The organism is Micromonospora sp. CNZ309 (assembly GCF_002846525.1).
Map to the genome: position 1 here is coordinate 2,775,778 of NZ_PJNG01000001.1, position 16,586 is coordinate 2,792,363.

The 16,586-nt window shown below is 69.6% G+C and carries 13 protein-coding genes and 3 pseudogenes; 4 read left to right on the top strand and 12 right to left on the bottom strand.

The window, feature by feature from the left end:
* Positions 1-231 precede the first annotated feature (231 nt).
* Positions 232-901: pseudogene (locus tag CLT72_RS11000) on the bottom strand (sensor histidine kinase); the annotation flags it as partial.
* Between CLT72_RS11000 and CLT72_RS32740 the strand changes: the two are divergent.
* Positions 861-1,166: pseudogene (locus CLT72_RS32740) on the top strand (multicopper oxidase family protein); the annotation flags it as partial. The pseudogenes CLT72_RS11000 and CLT72_RS32740 sit on opposite strands and share 41 nt — an antisense overlap.
* A 704-nt stretch (positions 1,167-1,870) precedes the next feature.
* Here the strand turns inward: CLT72_RS32740 and CLT72_RS11005 are convergent.
* The 10 genes from CLT72_RS11005 to CLT72_RS11050 all read right to left on the bottom strand — a co-directional run bounded on the left by CLT72_RS11005 (position 1,871) and on the right by CLT72_RS11050 (position 13,123).
* Entirely contained in the window at positions 1,871-3,304 is a 1,434-nt protein-coding gene (locus CLT72_RS11005; RefSeq protein WP_199184550.1) for a proton-conducting transporter transmembrane domain-containing protein, read from the bottom strand.
* A gap of 3 nt (positions 3,305-3,307) precedes the next feature.
* Positions 3,308-4,798: an NADH-quinone oxidoreductase subunit M gene (locus tag CLT72_RS11010; protein WP_101411356.1), complete on the bottom strand. Its 1,491-nt coding sequence runs from the start codon at positions 4,796-4,798 to the stop codon at positions 3,308-3,310.
* Between the two features lie 3 nt (positions 4,799-4,801).
* Positions 4,802-6,742, bottom strand: a complete 1,941-nt coding sequence (locus tag CLT72_RS11015; protein WP_101411358.1) for a proton-conducting transporter transmembrane domain-containing protein — start codon at positions 6,740-6,742, stop codon at positions 4,802-4,804.
* Positions 6,739-7,041, bottom strand: coding sequence for an NADH-quinone oxidoreductase subunit K (locus tag CLT72_RS11020; protein WP_101411360.1), 303 nt, complete (start codon positions 7,039-7,041; stop codon positions 6,739-6,741). The genes CLT72_RS11015 and CLT72_RS11020 overlap by 4 nt, the downstream gene beginning before the upstream one ends.
* On the bottom strand, positions 7,038-7,601 hold the full coding sequence (locus tag CLT72_RS11025) for an NADH-quinone oxidoreductase subunit J (RefSeq protein WP_101411362.1): 564 nt from the start codon (positions 7,599-7,601) through the stop codon (positions 7,038-7,040). Before CLT72_RS11025 ends, CLT72_RS11020 begins: the two co-directional genes overlap by 4 nt.
* The gene (locus tag CLT72_RS11030) at positions 7,601-8,539 is read right to left on the bottom strand and encodes a complex I subunit 1 family protein (RefSeq protein ID WP_101411364.1); all 939 of its coding nucleotides are present in this window, start codon (positions 8,537-8,539) and stop codon (positions 7,601-7,603) included. The genes CLT72_RS11025 and CLT72_RS11030 overlap by 1 nt, the downstream gene beginning before the upstream one ends.
* Entirely contained in the window at positions 8,532-9,836 is a 1,305-nt protein-coding gene (locus CLT72_RS11035; protein WP_101411366.1) for a hypothetical protein, read from the bottom strand. The genes CLT72_RS11030 and CLT72_RS11035 overlap by 8 nt, the downstream gene beginning before the upstream one ends.
* On the bottom strand, positions 9,827-10,150 hold the full coding sequence (locus tag CLT72_RS11040; RefSeq protein ID WP_199184738.1) for an NADH-quinone oxidoreductase subunit A: 324 nt from the start codon (positions 10,148-10,150) through the stop codon (positions 9,827-9,829). Before CLT72_RS11040 ends, CLT72_RS11035 begins: the two co-directional genes overlap by 10 nt.
* 217 nt (positions 10,151-10,367) lie before the next feature.
* A complete protein-coding gene (locus tag CLT72_RS11045) occupies positions 10,368-11,549 on the bottom strand; it encodes a glycoside hydrolase family 3 protein (protein WP_486484240.1) in 1,182 nt (393 codons plus the stop codon).
* Positions 11,550-11,878: 329 nt separating this feature from the next.
* Positions 11,879-13,123 (bottom strand): IS256 family transposase, encoded by a 1,245-nt coding sequence (locus CLT72_RS11050; protein WP_101409309.1) that lies wholly within the window; start codon positions 13,121-13,123, stop codon positions 11,879-11,881.
* Between the two features lie 821 nt (positions 13,124-13,944).
* On the opposite strand from CLT72_RS11050, the pseudogene CLT72_RS11055 reads away from it, so the two are divergent.
* The 3 genes and pseudogenes from CLT72_RS11055 to CLT72_RS11065 form a co-directional block, all read left to right on the top strand.
* Positions 13,945-14,127 (top strand): annotated as a pseudogene (locus CLT72_RS11055) (YibE/F family protein); the annotation flags it as partial.
* Positions 14,128-14,129: 2 nt separating this feature from the next.
* Positions 14,130-14,984: a hypothetical protein gene (locus CLT72_RS11060; RefSeq protein WP_101411367.1), complete on the top strand. Its 855-nt coding sequence runs from the start codon at positions 14,130-14,132 to the stop codon at positions 14,982-14,984.
* 182 nt (positions 14,985-15,166) lie between these two features.
* Positions 15,167-16,150 (top strand): transposase family protein, encoded by a 984-nt coding sequence (locus CLT72_RS11065; protein WP_101411368.1) that lies wholly within the window; start codon positions 15,167-15,169, stop codon positions 16,148-16,150.
* 71 nt (positions 16,151-16,221) lie between these two features.
* Here the strand turns inward: CLT72_RS11065 and CLT72_RS11070 are convergent, their stop codons facing one another.
* Positions 16,222-16,569: a transposase gene (locus CLT72_RS11070; RefSeq protein WP_101411369.1), complete on the bottom strand. Its 348-nt coding sequence runs from the start codon at positions 16,567-16,569 to the stop codon at positions 16,222-16,224.
* Between the last annotated feature and the right edge of the window lie 17 nt (positions 16,570-16,586).

Consider the following 16,586-nt stretch of genomic DNA (forward strand, 5'->3'; position numbering starts at 1 on the left):
GCAATGCCCACGCCTGAGCTCCACGCAGTCGCCGAGTCCGGGGAGCGGAAGTGGCCGATTGAGCGCCAGTCGACGCCGGACAGCGACGGTTCCGCACGCCAGATCCAGTCCGAACCGCGACCCGCGCGGTGAATCGGACACTTGGAATGACACCGACCTGGACGCGTTGCGCTGATCCGGCGAGCGGCTGCCCGGCACAGGTGGAGGCCGCCCTGGGTTGCGCCATGGCTCTCACCCAACCGGACGGGTGTTCGCCGGCGGCAGGGTGATCGTGAAAGCAGCACCCGCGCCTTCACCCCCACTCATTGCCTTGACCGCTCCCCATGCTGCGCGACGGTCGCGCGGACGACGGCCAGACCAATCCCGGACCCTCCGTGGTTGCGGTCCCGAGACGGGTTCGAGCGGTAGAACCGCTCGAACACATGTGGCAGATGGGCGGCATCGATACCTTCCCCGGTGTCGACCACGGACAGGTGCACACCAGCCGGGCCACGCGCGGCCGTGACGTTCACCCGGCCACCGGACGGGGTGTGGCGGAGAGCGTTGTCCAGCAGGTTCCCCAGCACCTGCCCCATCCGCTCGGTGTCCGCGTCAACGTCGCCTACGTCCGGCTCGATGAGCGTCCGCAGCGCCACCCCCTTGGCGGCGAAACGGGGGCGCGCGGCGGCGACGGCGGTCCTGACATCTCGGCCGCCGGCACCCGCTGCGGACGCAGGTCGAGGTGGTGCTCCTCCGCGCGGGACACGGCGGCGAGGTCCTCGGCGAGGCGCCGCAGCCGGGTGGTCTGGGTGCGCAGGACGCGCCACGTGCTCTCACCCTCAACCGCGATGCCGTCTTCCGCCGCGTTCACGTACGCCTCGATGGTGGCCACGGGGGTGCGCAACTCGTGCCCGATTGTCGCGGTCGCCGAGGGCAAGACCGGGCAGGGGTTGGCCCTGGTTCGTACGGGCACGGGCGGCACTCCCTCAGTCGCCGTGCGGCCCGCCGAGCTGGACCGGCGGGTGCTGATTACCGGCGCATTGCGGGCGTCGGATGCCGTCGCGCTCGACGATCGTCGGCCCGATCGGGTGCATCGCGTCGCGTTGGGCGGCGCCATGATGCCGTACCGCTGGACGATCAACGGCGCGACTTTTGACAAGCTGGATCCTCTGCTGGTGCGGGGCGGCACCTGGGCTTTCTACGGGCTTTCCTTCGCGGGCTGCCATCGCGACGAGTTGGCCGCAGGAGCAGGGACCGCCGAGCCGGTCGGCAATCGACGGGAAGCCGGCCGCACCTATCGGTGTCGCGGACGCGGTTCGCGAGACTCGCTTGAAGGCGACGCTGCAGGGGCTTGGGGTTGAGGTCTTGGTTTTTGACGGGAGAAATCCAGGGCGCGGCCATCGCAGTGATCTCGGCGTCGATTCCGTCATCGCCGAGGTGCTTCGCGGGGACAAGTTGCCGAGATCACGGAGTTGCAGGCCAGCGGCTGCCGCGTGGCCGTGGTGGGCGATGGCGTCAACGACGGCCCGCCCTTGCAAGGCCGATCTGCGCATCGCCATCGGCGCGGGCGCCCATGTTGCTCTGGAGACCGTCGGCGTGGTGCGCTCGGACCCGACAGAAGTGCCAACCGCCCTCGAATCGTCCGCGGAACTACGCACCAGGACCTGGGCTGGGTGATCGGCTATAACATGCTGGCGCTGCCGATCGCGGCCGGGATGTTCGAACCCGCGTTCCCTCTGATCCTGGGGCCGATACCGCCGCCTTCTTGATGTCAGGACACAGCTTCATCGTCACGGTCAACGCACGCGCTCAATCGAGTCCAGCTACCTCATCGCCACCTCGATGTAGGGAGCGGCGGGAGAGCGGGCCGCCGTCGCCCGGTGACGATGACCTACGGCGCGGAGGCAACAGCCCAGACAGAGCCAGCTGCAACGCCCATCGCCACACTTACCGTGGCTGCCGCGACGGCCAGCCTCGTCGACCACGGCCGGACCGTCATGGCGTCGGTCTCCGGCTGCGGGCCGGAGGCCGGATCCGCCGATCCGGGACGTCCATATGCCGGGGCGATCCAGCGCAGGTAGTAGAAGAGGCTGATTACGGTATTGACGAATACGATGATGGCGAGCCAGGCGTGGCCGGCGTCCCAGGCGGCGGCCGCAGTGGTGAGCTTGCCGACGAACACGGCGGTTGGTGGCGTGCCGACCAAGCCGAGCAGCGCCACCAGCAGCGCAGCGGCAAGCCAGGGGTGTCGCCCCGCTAGTCCTCGGTAATCGACGAGGTCGCGATGCCCGGGTAGGGCGGCGGTGACCGCGAATGCGGCGATGTTGGTGACCGTGTAGCCGGCCAGGTAGACCAGCAGAGACGGCAGCGCGAGGTCGCTGCGGCCGGCGGCGACGACCGGCACGAGCATGAAGCCGACCTGACTCACGGTGGACCAGCCGAGCAGCCGCCTCGGGTCGGACTGCCAGTACGCGGCGAGGTTGCCCAGCGTCATGCTGGCCACGGCGAGGACCGCTACCAGGACCGGCCAGGAGAAGGCCGGGGGAAAGACCCCGGCGAGCCGGAACGCGGCGATCAGAGCGCCGATCTTGGGCACGGTGGTCAGGAAGGTCGCCGCCGTGGCGCTGGCCCCCTGTGCGGCGTCGGGCACCCAGAAGTGAGCGGGCACCCCGCCGGCCTTGAACATCAGCCCCGCGAGCAGGGCCAGCGCGGCGACGGTGACCGCCGCGCGCGGGGCGTCGGGCAGACGGTCGGTCAGCTCCGCGTACGCGGTGCTGCCGGTCAGTCCGGACAGGACGGTCACGCCGAGCAGGAGCAGGATGCCGAACAGTGCCCCCATCAGGTACGTCTTCATGGCCGCCTCGGCAGCGTCGGCGGTGAACGCGAGGCCGATCAGCGCATAGAGCGGGATGCTGGCGAGCAGGAAGCCTGCGGCGAGGACGAGCAGGTCGTTGGCGCCGGCGAGCAGCACCGCGCCGGCGGTGGCGAAGAGCAGCAGGGCGTATATCTCGCTCTCCCGCGCGGTGCCGGCGACCTCGTCGGTGGCGATCGCGAGGATGAACAGGGTGCCGGCGGCGGCGAGGAGGCGGGCGATGCCGGTGGCGGTGTCGACGGCGTACGCATCGTCGAAGGCGGTGGTGGCCGGGGCACCCAACTGGACCGCCGCCGCCACGATGGTGCCGACGAGCACGAGGGCGGTGAGAGTGCGGATGATCCCCTGCCGGTGGCGGGGGACGAAGGAGCCGCCGATCAGGGCGGTGAGCGCGCCGCCGGCCAGGAGCATTTCGGGCAGCAGCAGCGCCGGCCGCATCATCTCGGTTTCCACGGATCATCGCCCGAGCAGGTCGACGACGGCCCGTGAGGCGGGTTCGACGATGTCGAGCAGCGGGCGGGGCAGGACGCCGATCAGCAGGGAGAGCAGCAGCAGCGGCCCGACCGACCAGAGTTCGCGCGCGGTCAGGTCGGCAAAGCCGATCGACCTGGCGCGGGTTTCGCCGGTGAAGACACGTTGCAGCGCGCGTAGGAACAGCGCCGCTGTGATCAGAATCCCGAGCAGCGCAACGGCGGTGGCCGGGGCGGCGGCGACACTTCCAGTGAAGATCTGGAACTCGGCGATGAACCCGGAGAAGGCCGGCAGGCCGAGAGAGGCGAAGGCACCGACGGCGAATAGGGCGGCAAAGGCAGGCGCGGGGGCGGCGAGGCCGCCGTACTCCTGCATGTCGTAGCTGCCGGCGCGGTCTCGCAGCACACCGGCGAGTAGGAAAAGCGCGGCGGTGATCAGGCCGTGGCTGACCATCTGGGTGACCGCGCCGGTGACCGCGACCGTGCGAGGTTGCGCGGTGTCGGCGGCGACCAGGCCGGCGACGCCGACGGCGAGGACGATGTAGCCCATGTGGTTGACCGAGGTGTAGGCGATCATCCGCTTGAGGTTCGACTGGCCCATCGCCACCAGCGCGCCGTAGATCACCGAAACGACACCAACCACGATGATCACCCACGCCCAGGCACGCCACGCTTGCGGCAGCATCGGCATGGCGATGCGGACGAAGCCGTACGTGCCCATCTTCAGCAGCACCCCGGCCAGCACGGCCGAGCCGACGGCGGGGGCGTCGGTGTGCGCGGGCGGCAACCAGGTGTGGAACGGCACGGTCGGGGTCTTCACTGCCAGTCCGACGAGGATCGCCGCGAGCACCAGCCCACCGGCGAGCGGCCGGCCGGATAAGGGCGCAGCGGCGGCGAGCTCGGGTATGTCGAAGGTGTGCGGGTCGGCGGCGACGTAAAGGCCGATGAAGCCGACGAGCAGCGCGAGCGAGCCGAGGAAGGTGTAGAGGAAGAACTTTAAAGCCGAGCGGCCCTTGTCGCCGTGGCCCCAGCCGGCGATGACGAAGTACATGCCGACGATGGACAGGTCGAAGAAGACGAAGAACAGGATCAGGTCGGCGGCGACGAACAGGCCGAGGCTGACGCTCTGCAGGAACAGGAAGAGCGCGCCCTGGCCTCGGGGTTGGTGGTGTTCCCGCAGCGCGTACACCGCGCAGGCCAGGAAGATCACCGCAGTCATCGCCACCAGGGGCAGCGAGAAGCCATCCACTCCGACGTGGTAGCTGCTGTTCACCCCAGGTATCCACGCCGCTCGCTCGGCAAAGGCCAGTTCCCCCGGCGGCGGGGAGTCGTAACGTGCCCAGAGGGCGGCGACGAGCGCGAGGTCGACGGCGGCCACCGCAACCCACACCCAACGCGCGGCGGTGGCAGGCAGGCGCGGCACGGCGACCAGCGCCACGGCGGCGAGCAGGGGCAGAAAGACGATCACGCTGAGCACGGGCTACCCCCACACCACGAGGACGACGACGCCGACGACCAGCACCACGACAGCTTGCAGGTAGTACTGGTGCAGCTGGCCGGTCTGCGGTCGGCGCGCCAACTGCCCCAGCCGGCGCATCCCGGCGGCAAGCGCCTCGACCGCGCCGTCGAGCCACCGGTCGTCGGCCCGCCCGACCCGACGAGCGGTCCGCAGCGTCACGGCGGAGGCGAGGTCGACACCACGGTCGAGGACACGGTCGTCGAACCGCCCGGCCCGGCGGGACAGCCGCCATGTCGCCCGGGCCAGGCCGGTCACTGCCCGGTCTAGGACCCGGTCGTCGAAGCGGGCCAGCGCCTCGGCGCAGCGCATCGTCGGCCGGGCCACCAGCACCCGCGCCGCCGTCTCCAGCCCGAGCCACCTGCTCGCCCAATGCGGTTGAGGGACCGGAAGGCGGGCGACGACGATCACGACCACCAAGGCGAGCGCTGCGGAGACCGTTAGTTCCACTGCGGAGACATGGACCTCCCCTGGCTGGCCGACCGCCCGGGCGACCAGCGTGCCGGCTGGCGGGAGCGCCAGTAGACCGGCGTACGCGGCGCCGACCGCGAGCACTGTCAGCGGCACCTGCTGGAGCGCTACGACGCGGCCGCCGCCGCGTTCGTCCTCGTCGCGGTGGGCGTCGACCTCGGCGCGCTGGTCGGCGGGCACCCGCCGCCAGATGACGGCGAGCACCTTCCCGGCGTAGGCCGCGGAGAGAGCCGACGCGGCCAGGCCGACGGCGTAGAGCCACGGGGACTCCTCGAGCGCTTTGGTGAGCACCGCGTCCTTGGTGGCCCATAGCGACAGCGGCGCGATCCCGGCCAGGGCTAGCAGGCCGGTGACGGCCGACCAGCCGACACACCGCCATCGGCCGGCGACCCCGCGCAGGCCGGCGAGCTGCTTGGTGCCCAGCGCCGCCAGCCACGCCCCCGCCGCGAGGAACAGCAGGGCCTTGGTGGCGGCATGGGCGACCAGGTGCGCTGCCCCGCCGGCGACCGCGCCCGCCCCGGCCGCCAGGACCACGAAGCCGAGCTGGGCAGAGGTGGAGGCGGCGAGCAGTTGTTTGAGGTCGCGTTGGGCGAGCGCCACCGCGCCGAGTAGCAGGGCGGTCGCCGCCCCGACCCACATGGTCACCGGCCCCGCCCAGCCGGTTGCGGCGAGCAGCGGCTGTACCCGCAGCAACAGGTAGCCGCCCATGGCGACCATTGCCGCAGAGTGAAGCAGCGCGCTGACCGGGCTGGGGCCAGCCATCGCCCGGGACAGCCAGAATGAGAACGGCAGCTGGGCGGCCTTGCCGAGCGCGGCCACGAGGATGCCGCCAGCGACGATGTGCCGCCACCCCGGGCTGCCGTCGGGCAGATCGGCCAGCCCCAGGCCGGCGCCGCCGGCGAGGGCCGCACCGGCGGCCACGTAGAGGCCCAGGTCGGCAGCGCGGGTGGTGACGAACGCGGTGAGGCCGGCCGACACGCGTTCGGCGTCGCGCCACCAAAACCCGATCAAGGCGTACGAGGCCGCCCCCATGATTTCCCAGGCAAAGAGTAGGACAGGCAGGGTATTCGCGGTGACGGTGAGCGCGACGGCGGCGGCAAACAGGAGCATCAGGCCGTGGAACCTGGCCCGCGACCGGTGGATCTCCCCCGCGGCGGCGGCGAGCACCAGCAGGGTAACAACGGTGAGCATCAGCAAGACCAGAGCGGAAAGCCCGTCCACGGCCAGCGCGAAATCGGTGCCGGCAAGGAACGGGACCGCGACGGCCGGCCTCGCCACCGCGACCACTACCGACAGTGCCACCGACACACCGGCCGTGCCGAGCGCGACCGGCACGGCGACCCGCTCGCCGCGCCGGGACACGGCGAGCAGGGCACCCACCGTGGCCGGGAGGATCACCAGGGCCCACAGTGCCGCCTGCGTGTACGGGCTCATCGGGACAGGTCCGCGGCCATGTCGGTCATGTCGGCGCGGCGGACCCGGTGTAGCAGGGTGGCCACGCCGAATCCCATCGCCATCTCCACGGTCATCGCGGCGATGATGATCAGTAGCAGCACCTGCCCGGACGGGTCGGGGGCGAGAAACCACCAGAATCCGGCGGCGGCCAGGATGAGCCCGTTTAACATCAGCTCCAGACCCATCATCACCATGACCACAACCTGCTGGGACAGTGCGCCGTAGAGGCCGACGCTGAACAGGGCCGCCGCCACGAGCAGCACAGTCTGTAGGGTCACCGCCCGACACCGCCCGGCTGCGGGTCGTCCGCCGGGCGACGGCGCAGGTCGTCACCGAACCGGTCGTACCGGGTGCGATGCGCGGCGAGCACGATGCCAGCGACGATGGTAACCGCCATCACGGCGCCGATGCCGGCCATAGCCAGCATTTTGGGGCCCATCAACTCCTCCCCCAGCGCCATCGTCACATCAGGCGCGGGCTCACCCCGCCGGGTGGGCCACGGAACGAGCAGCACACCGGCGGCGAGCAGCACGAACACGCCGATCGACACGGCCAAGGCGTGGCGCTTGTCGTGGACCATGCTCATCGGCATCAGCGCCGGGTTCATGCCCATGAACATCACCATGTAGACGGCCATCACGGCCATCTCCATGACCATCATCAGGATGGTCACCACCCCGACATAGTTCTGCTGCAGCAGCAGCACCTGCAGTCCGACGGCGATGAACGACGCGGCGAGTGCGTAACTGGCGCGGGCCATCGAGTCGACGACGAACACCGCGGCACCGGTAAACACGGCCACCACGGCCAGCACCCAGAACGCGACGGCGGTGACCATCAGTTCCTCCCTGCGGCGACGACCGCGACCAGCAGGTCCTGCACCAGTACGGCGGGCAGCAACACGACCCACCCGACCTCCATGAACAGGTCCGGTCGCACGGCGGGCACGCGGCGACGTAACCAGACAAACACGGCCAGCAGGACGACTGTCTTGACCAGTACCCACGCCCATGCTGGCAGCAGGGGGCCGGCGCCACCACCGAGGAACATCGGCACCGCGAACGCCGCCCCAGCGGCCAGCAGCGCGTACCGGCCGCCCTGGAACAGCAACCGGTCGACCCCGGCGAGCTCGGCGGTGACACCGCCGGCCACGTCGGCGCCGAGGGCCGGGGAGAACGGTCCCCAGACCGCGATCGCCAGCACGCCCATGCAGTAGACACCGAACGCCACCGGCATCCACACCGCAAACCACAGATCCTGCTGCGCGGCCGCTATTTCCCCGACGTTCAAGCTCGACGCGGCCACGGCGGGCGCCACCAGCGCGAACATCAGCGGCAGCTCGTAGGCCAAGCCGTGGGCGAGGAACCGGTACCCGCCGACCAGAGAGTGGGCGGAGTTGGCACCCCAGCCGGTCAGCCAGACGAAGGCCCAGGCGAGCACGTCCATGGCATTGAACCAGACCACCCCGACGTCCAGGTTGAACAGCGTCCACTCGCCCAGTGGCACCACCGTGACGATCAGCAACGCCATCACCAGCAGGCCCGCCGCACCGATTCGCCACAGCAGCGAATCCGCCGCCAGTGTGCTCCGGCGTCGTTGCCGCATCAGCCGGGCCACCTCCCCGACCGGCCGGCCCAGGCCCGACCGGACGGCGCCGGCCGATCGGGCGGACAGCACGCCGTCGAGCGCGGCGGCCGCGACCGCCAACAGGCCGAGCAGTCCGGCGGCCACCGGCGCCCATCCGGCGGGGACCACGGTGACGGCGGGTTCAGACATGGCTCGCCGCGTGGTCCGCCGTCAACGGGTCGAGGTCGAGACTGGCGACGATGAGCCGCGCGGTCGCAAGGTCCCACCCCCGTAAGAGGTCGGCTACCGCTTGCACCGGTGGGGTGCTCGGCGGCTCGGGCATCTGTTCCCCCGCAATGCCCGCAGCGGCGCGGTCAAGCATGGTGAGCAGCCGGTCCCAGGCATCACCCCGCAGATGTTCAGGCAGGCGCCAACGGGCCAGGTCCTGGGCGGTAAGCGGACCGAGCCGGCGCAGCGACCAGCGCAGCGCCCGCGACCGCCGGAGGTCGCGACGGAGCCGGTCGAGGTCGGCCGCTGGGCCGGCCAGGTCGCCGCTATCGGCGAGCAGCGCGTCACGTACGCGGCGGGCACAGGAAGCAGCGTTCTCCCACCCGGCCAGAGCAAGCAGGCTTCTTGCGTTGTCGCATCGCCGGGCAGCGAAGCGGCGCGACCGCTCACCTGTGACGTCGATCCTGGCTGGATTGTCACCAGCGTCGACCAGGTCGGCCTCCACGTCGACGATCACGTCGCCTTGAAGGGTGCAGCGCAGCACGAGGCCGGCCGGCCAATATGGCAGGACCGGGCCCAGCCGTACGTGCAGGACGTCCAACTCCAGGCCGTCCCGGTCCTCACCGCCCTGAGCGAGGGGGACGCCACCCGGGGCCATGTCCATGTGCCCGTGGTCCATGCCGCTGTGCTCACCGCCGCCATGGTTCATGCCACCGTGCCCACCGTGGCCCATCTCGCTGTGCCCACCGTGGCGCATCCGGCCGTGGCCGTCGTGCTGCATTCCGCCGTGACCGCCCTGACCGCCGTCGTCACCGTGCCGCATTCCGCCATGGGCGTCATGCTGCATCCCGCCGTCGCCGCCGTGCTCCGCCCCACCGTGGACGCCGTGTCCCGCCACGTGGTGCTCGGGCGCATCGGCGACTTGTCCCGCACTTCGGGTCCGGTCACGGCTGTCGGCCCGCTGCCGTGCCGTGTCGAGCAGTTGGGCGACGGCGTCGTCGAGGGCAGGCGCCACCGCGTCCACCGAGTGGATGTCAGCCCGTGCCCGCGGCCCGGGCAGCTGATCCCACAGGTGTGCCACGACCGGCGCCATGCCCGGTCCGAGCGAACCGCAGACGGCCATGACGTCTGCGTCGGCCGGTGACAGGGCCAGTCGCCATCCCCGGGCAAGGATGTTCCGCTCGACGGCGGCGCGGGTCGACCAGTGTCCCGGCGCCTCCACAGTCAGCACATGGACGTGTCGGCTGGCGGCCCGGGCCAGCGCGGTCCTCACACCCATCGGAGGGCACCTTCCCGCCACGCCCAGAGCACTGCCACGAAGACCCCGCCCAGGAAGACGAACATCTCCACGATGGCCGTGGCCCCCAGCTCGGCGACGACCACTGCCCAGGGATACATGAACAGCATCTCCACGTCGAACGCGAGGAACAGCAGCGTCGCCGGGTACCACCGCACGTGGTACCGGGACAGGGCGTGCTCAGCGGGGCGCCAGCCGGATTGAAAAGGCAGACCCTCCAGCGGTGAAGACTCGATCGCGAAAGCCCGGTGGGCCAGGTACAGCCCGGCGACGACGAGCGCAGCTACCAGCGCCATCCCCGCGACGCCTGCGTACATGTCCACTCCTGTCTGATCGCGCCCGACGCTAGTTCGACACCGACGTCGCCCCAGCCGGCACACTCGAACCTGGCAGGGCAGCCGGGCCGAAGATCCCATGCGGCACAGGCGCCCACTCCCTATCTACTATCACGCGATAGTAGGGCGCGCACCTCCTCGGAGTGGTACGGGCGACGTCGCACCAGCACGGGTGTCATCACTTCGGACGGAGCGCGTCGACACGGGCCACCGACTGATCGATCCGGTCCTCGGTGAGACGGCCGACGCGGACGAGATCGACCACGTTGTCGATCGTTTTCTCGACGATCCTGGCGTCGTACACCTGCTGGTTGGCGAAGACGAGCAGGTCCAGCCCGGCCTGCAAGGCCAACGCGACGGCTTCGGCGGCGCCGTAACGGCGGGTGATCGCTACCGCCTGCATGTCGTCGCTGACCACCGGCCCCTGCCAGCCCAGCCGGCCTCGGAGCAGATCCGTCACGGTCGCCCGCGACAGCGACGCGGGATATCGCGGGTCCAGTTGCCCGTTGAGGACGTGCGCGGCCATAACCGAGTCGGCGAGGCCGGCCTGGATTAGGCGCTGGAAGGGTTCGAGCTCCCGCTCCTGCCAGCCGCCGCTGACGTCGACTACCTCGAAGTCGGTATTACCGGCGGCGCTGCCGGAACCGGGGAAGTGCTTCAGCGAAGTCTTCACGCCCGCAGCCCGGTGCGCCTGGATCTCCTCGGCGGCTCTGGCGACCACCACGTCGGGATCGGCGGAGAAGCTGCGGTCGAGCTTGCCGATCGCCCGACTCTCGGGGTTGATGTTCAAGTCGACGACCGGCGCGTAGTTGAGGTTGACACCGATCCGGGTGAGGCTGGCGACCAACCCGTGTGCCCAGTCCCGCGTCGCGGTCGGGTCGTTTTCCGCGCCGACCTCCGCTTGCGACCTGGTGGCCGGGAATCCGTTGCTCGAGTTGAGCCGGGAGGTCGTGCCGCCCTCCTGGTCGATCGAAACGATGAGGCGTCCGGGCGACGCGTCTCTCAGCGTGGTCACCAGCCTTGTCACCTGCTCCGGTGAACGGATGTTGCGAGCCGACTTCTTCTCGAGGTCACGATCGAAGAGGATCACACCGCCAAGGCCGCCCCTGACTGCTCTGACGATCCAATCGTTGTCGTTCAGCCGCTCACCCCGGAACCCGACGACCAGCAGGCCCGCGATCTTCCGCCGCAGCGCCGCCTCGTCGCCGGAGCCTGGCGCCCGCCGTGAATGGGATGTCCCGGCACTCGGGCCGGGTTTCGTGGATGTGACACCACTCGTTGTGCAGGCTGTCGCGGCTGCCACTGCGGCGAAACCGATTCCGGCCAGCAGCGCCCTGCGAGGCAAATGCACGGGGTCCACCCCCGGCACGCTACGTCCGCCGTTCCCTTCGACCTCACCGGAGCGCGACGTTTCACCCGTCCGGTACCGGACATCAGAGTCTCGTACCGACCCGGTTGGCCCGGGAGCGGAGGGTTCACCCGCGCACCGCGCGTTGCCCCAACCGCTGTCGAATCGACTGCGGTCTGCGATCTCTCTCGCGCTCGCCGCCGGTAGGGCTCACCGAGCCCGGGAGCCGCGCGACGTCCTCCGCTTCAACCGTTACTACAGCATATGGCCCACAGCTTCGGCTCGAGGTCGCGTCCGCGCTGGTGGTGTAGGAGACGGCCATCGCGGGATCCGGTTTGATGCTATGCGGCGATCGGGGTGGGGTCGGTCTGGTCGGTGTCGTGTTGGCTGGTGTCGATCGTGACCATGCGGGCTTTGGCGAGGAGTTCCAGGCCCATGTAGCGGCGGCCTTCGGTCCACTCGTCGGTCTGCTCGGCCAGGACGGCGCCGACGAGGCGGATGATCGACGGCCGGTTGGGGAAGATCCCGACGACGTCGGTGCGGCGGCGGATCTCCTTGTTCAGCCGTTCCTGCGGGTTGTTCGACCAGATCTGGCGCCAGATCTCGCGGGGAAAGCCGGTGAACGCCAGGAGATCGTCGCGGGCGGCGTCGAGGTGTTCGGCGGCGGCCGGGAACTTCGCCTCGATCGTGGCCACGACCCGGTCGAACTGGGCGCGGACGGCGTCGGCGTCGGGCTGGTCGAAGATCGTGCGCACCAAGGTGGCGATCCACGGCTGCGCCGATTTGGGCACCTTCGTCAGCAGGTTGCGCAGGTAGTGGGTCCGGCACCGCTGCCACGACGCCCCGGGCAGAGCCGCGCCGATGGCGGCCACGAGGCCGGCGTGGGCGTCGGAGATGACCAGACGCACCCCGGTCAGACCACGGGCGGTCAGGCTGCGCAGGAACGCCAGCCAGCCGGCGCCGTCCTCATCCGAGGCCACGTCCAGGCCCAACACCTCACGCTGGCCGTCGGCGTTGACGCCCACGGCGATCAGCGCGTGGACGTTGACGGTGCGGCCGTGCTCTCGGACCTTCATCGTGAGCGCGTCCATCCACACGAACGTGTAGTGGGCGGCGTCGAGGGGCCGGTTGCGGAACGCCTCAACCTGGACGTCCAGGTGCGCTGCCATCTCCGAGACCTGCGACTTCGACAACTGCCGGATGCCGAGCTGCTCGACCAGCTTCTCCACCCGCCGCGTCGACACCCCGAGCAGGTAGGAAGTGGCCACGACCGACACCAACGCCTGTTCGGCCCGCCGCCGGTGAGTCAGCAGCCAGTCCGGGAAGTAACTGCCCTGCCGCAGCTTCGGGATCGCCAGGTCGATCGTCCCGGCGCGGGTGTCCCACTCCCGCGGCCGGTAGCCGTTGCGGGAGTTGACCCGCTCGTCGCTGCGCTGCCCATAACCAGCACCGCAGATCGCGTCGGCCTCGGCGGACATCACCGCCTGCGCGAACGTCTTGATCATCGCCTGCAACAGATCCGGCGACGCGCCCGCGATCTGCTCGCACAGCAGCTCAACAGGGTTCACACTCTCAGATGCGGCCATCGCGCATCACTCTCCTTCACTGGGCTTAGCCGTCTCGAAGGATCGCGCGGTGGCCGTCTCCTATCTACCCAACACGCCCATCACGGGCAAGTCGTACACCACTTCCGTGGACGCAACCCGGCTCGACGGCCGAACCTACCGCGTTATCCGCGAGCTCATCGTCTCCTGTACAGGGAGGGTCTGGCTGCGGCCCGCGCCCGGGTTGGCGGCCGATCGAGCGTTGCGATGCTCGAGATCATCCACGCTGTCGGGACATGCCGGCCCAATCCGCATACGACCACATCCCCAATCTGCGAGAGCTCCACGCGCCAGCCACGCCCGCACCGCCCTGCCGGCAACCTCCAGCATCGGAGGTGCTGCGGGTCCAGGTACGGCGGGCGTCGGTGGAGCGGGCGACGCGGGTCTCGCCGTTGCAGCAGCGGGGCGCGATCCGGAGACACGGCCACAGCGTGCGGGGTGGCCGTGGAGTCAGTGGCTGCCGGGGACAGTCGTCCCTGGCAGCGGCCAGATGCTCGCCGTCGCCTTCGACAAAGCCCGCGCTGGTGTGACGAGCATCCTCTGCCACAACTCCACCTTCCCCCTACTATGGCCAAATAGTAGGAGACCGTTGAAGATCCGCGCTGCAAGGTAAAGACCGGCCAAGAGAGCACAACAGGAGTGACACAGCCACGTCTGCTCAATCAGCAGCTGACCGTCCCGCCGTCATCGCACGTGGCGACGGCGGGACGAGTGCACGGGGAGATCTCGCAGCAGAGGCAGGGGCACCTGAGAATGTTAGGAAGTTGTTCACAGCCCAGCTCACGACCGGTGGGAGAGTGAACGTGGGCGCCGACCACAGCCGCCCCGCACCATCCGCCCCGCCGGGGGTGCGACGGATCCTCGTCGCCACGGTGGTGCCCCTGATCGGCGCCACCCTGATCGCGGCCCTGGCGCTCTGGCCGTGGGACGCCCCAGACGCGGCGCCCGGCACCGACCCGGCCCGCCACCACGGCACGGTAACGCGGGGGTGACCGAGCATCAACACGGCAAGCCGCTGCTCTGGCTGGTCGCGCTCTTCGCCGCCGCGATCGCCACCGAGTGCCGTGGGCTGGCTTCGACTTCGCGGCCGACAAACGGCATCTACATTGACCAGGAGGGCAGAGTCATGAACGACACCGACCGCACTATCCGGGCTACAGACGGCGCCGGGGCCTGGCAGGCCGCGGCACGGGCGTCGGTCGGGCGGCTACTGACCGCCGAGCTGACCCGCGTCGGCGTGGCCTCAGGGCAGCGGGTACTCGACCTCACCGGCACGGTCGATCGCACGCGCCTGACCGACATGCTCGGTCCGAGCGGGCACATCGACAGCACCGACGCCACGAAGACGGGGCTACCCGACGGACCCGCCCGCTACGACTTCGTCCTCGCCGGACGTCTGCCCCACCACGCCGACAGCCTCGCCTGCATGATCGCGCTGCTCCGCCCCGGCGGCTGGCTCATACTCGCCGACACCACCCCCCTCAGGCCACCGGTCATCTACACCGCGCCGCCGGCCGCCGCCGAACTCATCACCCTGGTTGTGCACACTCTCAACACCCTCAACCCGCACCCGACACCATCCTCGGTCGAGGGCATCCTCCGGCTACTGCTCGATCTGGGGATGGACCACGTCTGCGCCGGCAGCCACACCGAGACCAGCCGCGGCGGCGGACCCCGCTGCGCTATCTACCGCGACACCGCCCAACACCACCGCGACCACCTCACCACCGGTGGCTTCAGCCCCGCCCAACTCGACCGCTTTCACCACCTCATGACCGACCCCGCTGTTGTGCTGCGCACGCACCACAGCACGATGATCCACGCCCGAAAGAAGGCCGCCTAATGCAATAATCCAGCGGTGCGTGTCGATTTCCGCGTTTTGGCCTGCGGTGTGATCGAGATTGTTCGATGAAGATCGGGTCGTCGTAGGCAAGGATCAGGGCGGCCGACCTCGTGGTCGTAGCGTAAGGAAGGCACGAACTGCGCCTAACGACCTCGTGCACGGTTGCGAATCCTTGAGTATCGATGATCGTTGTTTCGACCATGGTTGGTGTTGCGATCATGACGAATCGTCGGTTGACGGGCCTGTCCCGTTCGGTGATTGAGGGCCTGGTCAGCGAGGTGGGGCCGCAGTGGCGGGCACGACACCGTGACCGGCTTGCCGCACGGACACGCCGTCGCCGTATCGGAGCTGGCGCCAAGCACCGGTTCGGGTTCATTGATCGGCTGCTGGCCACGCTGGTGCATTTGCGGCACGGGCTGACCCACGACGTCGTCGCCGCCTGGTTCGGGGTGCACCGCTCGACGATCAGTCGCAGCATCGCGGAGATCCGACCGCTGCTGGCCGAGCGTGGCTGCCGAGTACACAGCGGCGTCAGGCTACGCACGCTCGCCGACGTCGTGGCTTACCTCGGGTACCACCCGCAGGCGTTGATGGACGCCACCGAGGTGCGGGTACGTCGGCCGATCGCGGGGCGGAGCGGGCGGGACCGGTTCGTGTCCGGCAAGGCCCGGCTGAACACGATTAAGGCCCTGGTGATCTGTGATCCGCTCGGCCGGCTGCTGTTCTGCGGGGAGACACGTCCAGGCTCGATGCACGACATCACCCAGGCCCGCACCGCCGGACTGGTCGATCTTCTTCTGCACGCGCCACTGGGCGTGCAAATTCTCGCTGACGCCGGCTACCAGGGCTTGGGTGCCGACACCGGCGGCGTGGTCATCACCCCCAGACCCAAGCCGCGTAAACGCCAGACCTCACTACCACCGAGCGTCATCGCCGCACACGAGGCGATCCGCAAACGGCACTCCTCCCAGCGCATCCGTGTCGAACATGCCATCGGACATCTGAAGAACTGGCGCATTCTGGGCCGCTACCACGGCCGACGCGATTCCTTCGACGCCACCATCCGCGCGATCGCCGGCCTCCTGTCCGAACACCAACACACCGACCGCAGCGAAGACACCACCCGGCGGCGCAGGGCACTACCCGCCGCACCCCTCGTCCAATGAAACGACGCTTATCCTTCGTCCCGCCAACCGTGCACGAGGTCGTTAGGGCCAGATCTACTCGATGGCGTCGGTCATGCCTCGAGACGGTCGGAGCAGACCATGAACATGTCCTCCACGCCCCGGTTAAACAGTTCGGTGAGGCAACCGACCCACTGTTTGGCGCCCTCATCACCGGTGCCAGCCCACATGCCGAGTACGCCACGTTCCCTGTCGAGGCTGAGTCGACACGACGCAGACCTCGATTCGCGACCTGACCCTGCCGGATCTTCATCACCAGTGCGTCGATGAACACCAGCGGATACCCTGTCGAGGGGCCGTAGCCGCCAGGCTTCCATGTCTCCCACGACGCTGGCGGTGACACTGCTCATTAACTCCCGGGACACGTCGGCGTCGTACACGTGAGCCACCCCCGCTTTCATGGAGCTTCTTGATCATG

Bases quoted from the DNA above. Each gene is read 5' to 3' on its own strand.
- CLT72_RS11015 (WP_101411358.1), bottom strand. From the start codon at position 6,742: ATGAGCCCGTACACGCAGGCGGCACTGTGGGCCCTGGTGATCCTCCCG.
- CLT72_RS11025 (WP_101411362.1), bottom strand. From the start codon at position 7,601: ATGGTCACCGCCGTCGCGTTCTGGGTGCTGGCCGTGGTGGCCGTGTTT.
- CLT72_RS11030 (WP_101411364.1), bottom strand. From the start codon at position 8,539: ATGTCTGAACCCGCCGTCACCGTGGTCCCCGCCGGATGGGCGCCGGTG.
- CLT72_RS11035 (WP_101411366.1), bottom strand. From the start codon at position 9,836: ATGGGTGTGAGGACCGCGCTGGCCCGGGCCGCCAGCCGACACGTCCAT.
- CLT72_RS11040 (WP_199184738.1), bottom strand. From the start codon at position 10,150: ATGGCGCTGGTAGCTGCGCTCGTCGTCGCCGGGCTGTACCTGGCCCAC.
- CLT72_RS11050 (WP_101409309.1), bottom strand. From the start codon at position 13,123: ATGGCCGCATCTGAGAGTGTGAACCCTGTTGAGCTGCTGTGCGAGCAG.
- CLT72_RS11065 (WP_101411368.1), top strand. From the start codon at position 15,167: ATGATCGTTGTTTCGACCATGGTTGGTGTTGCGATCATGACGAATCGT.
- CLT72_RS11070 (WP_101411369.1), bottom strand. From the start codon at position 16,569: ATGAAAGCGGGGGTGGCTCACGTGTACGACGCCGACGTGTCCCGGGAG.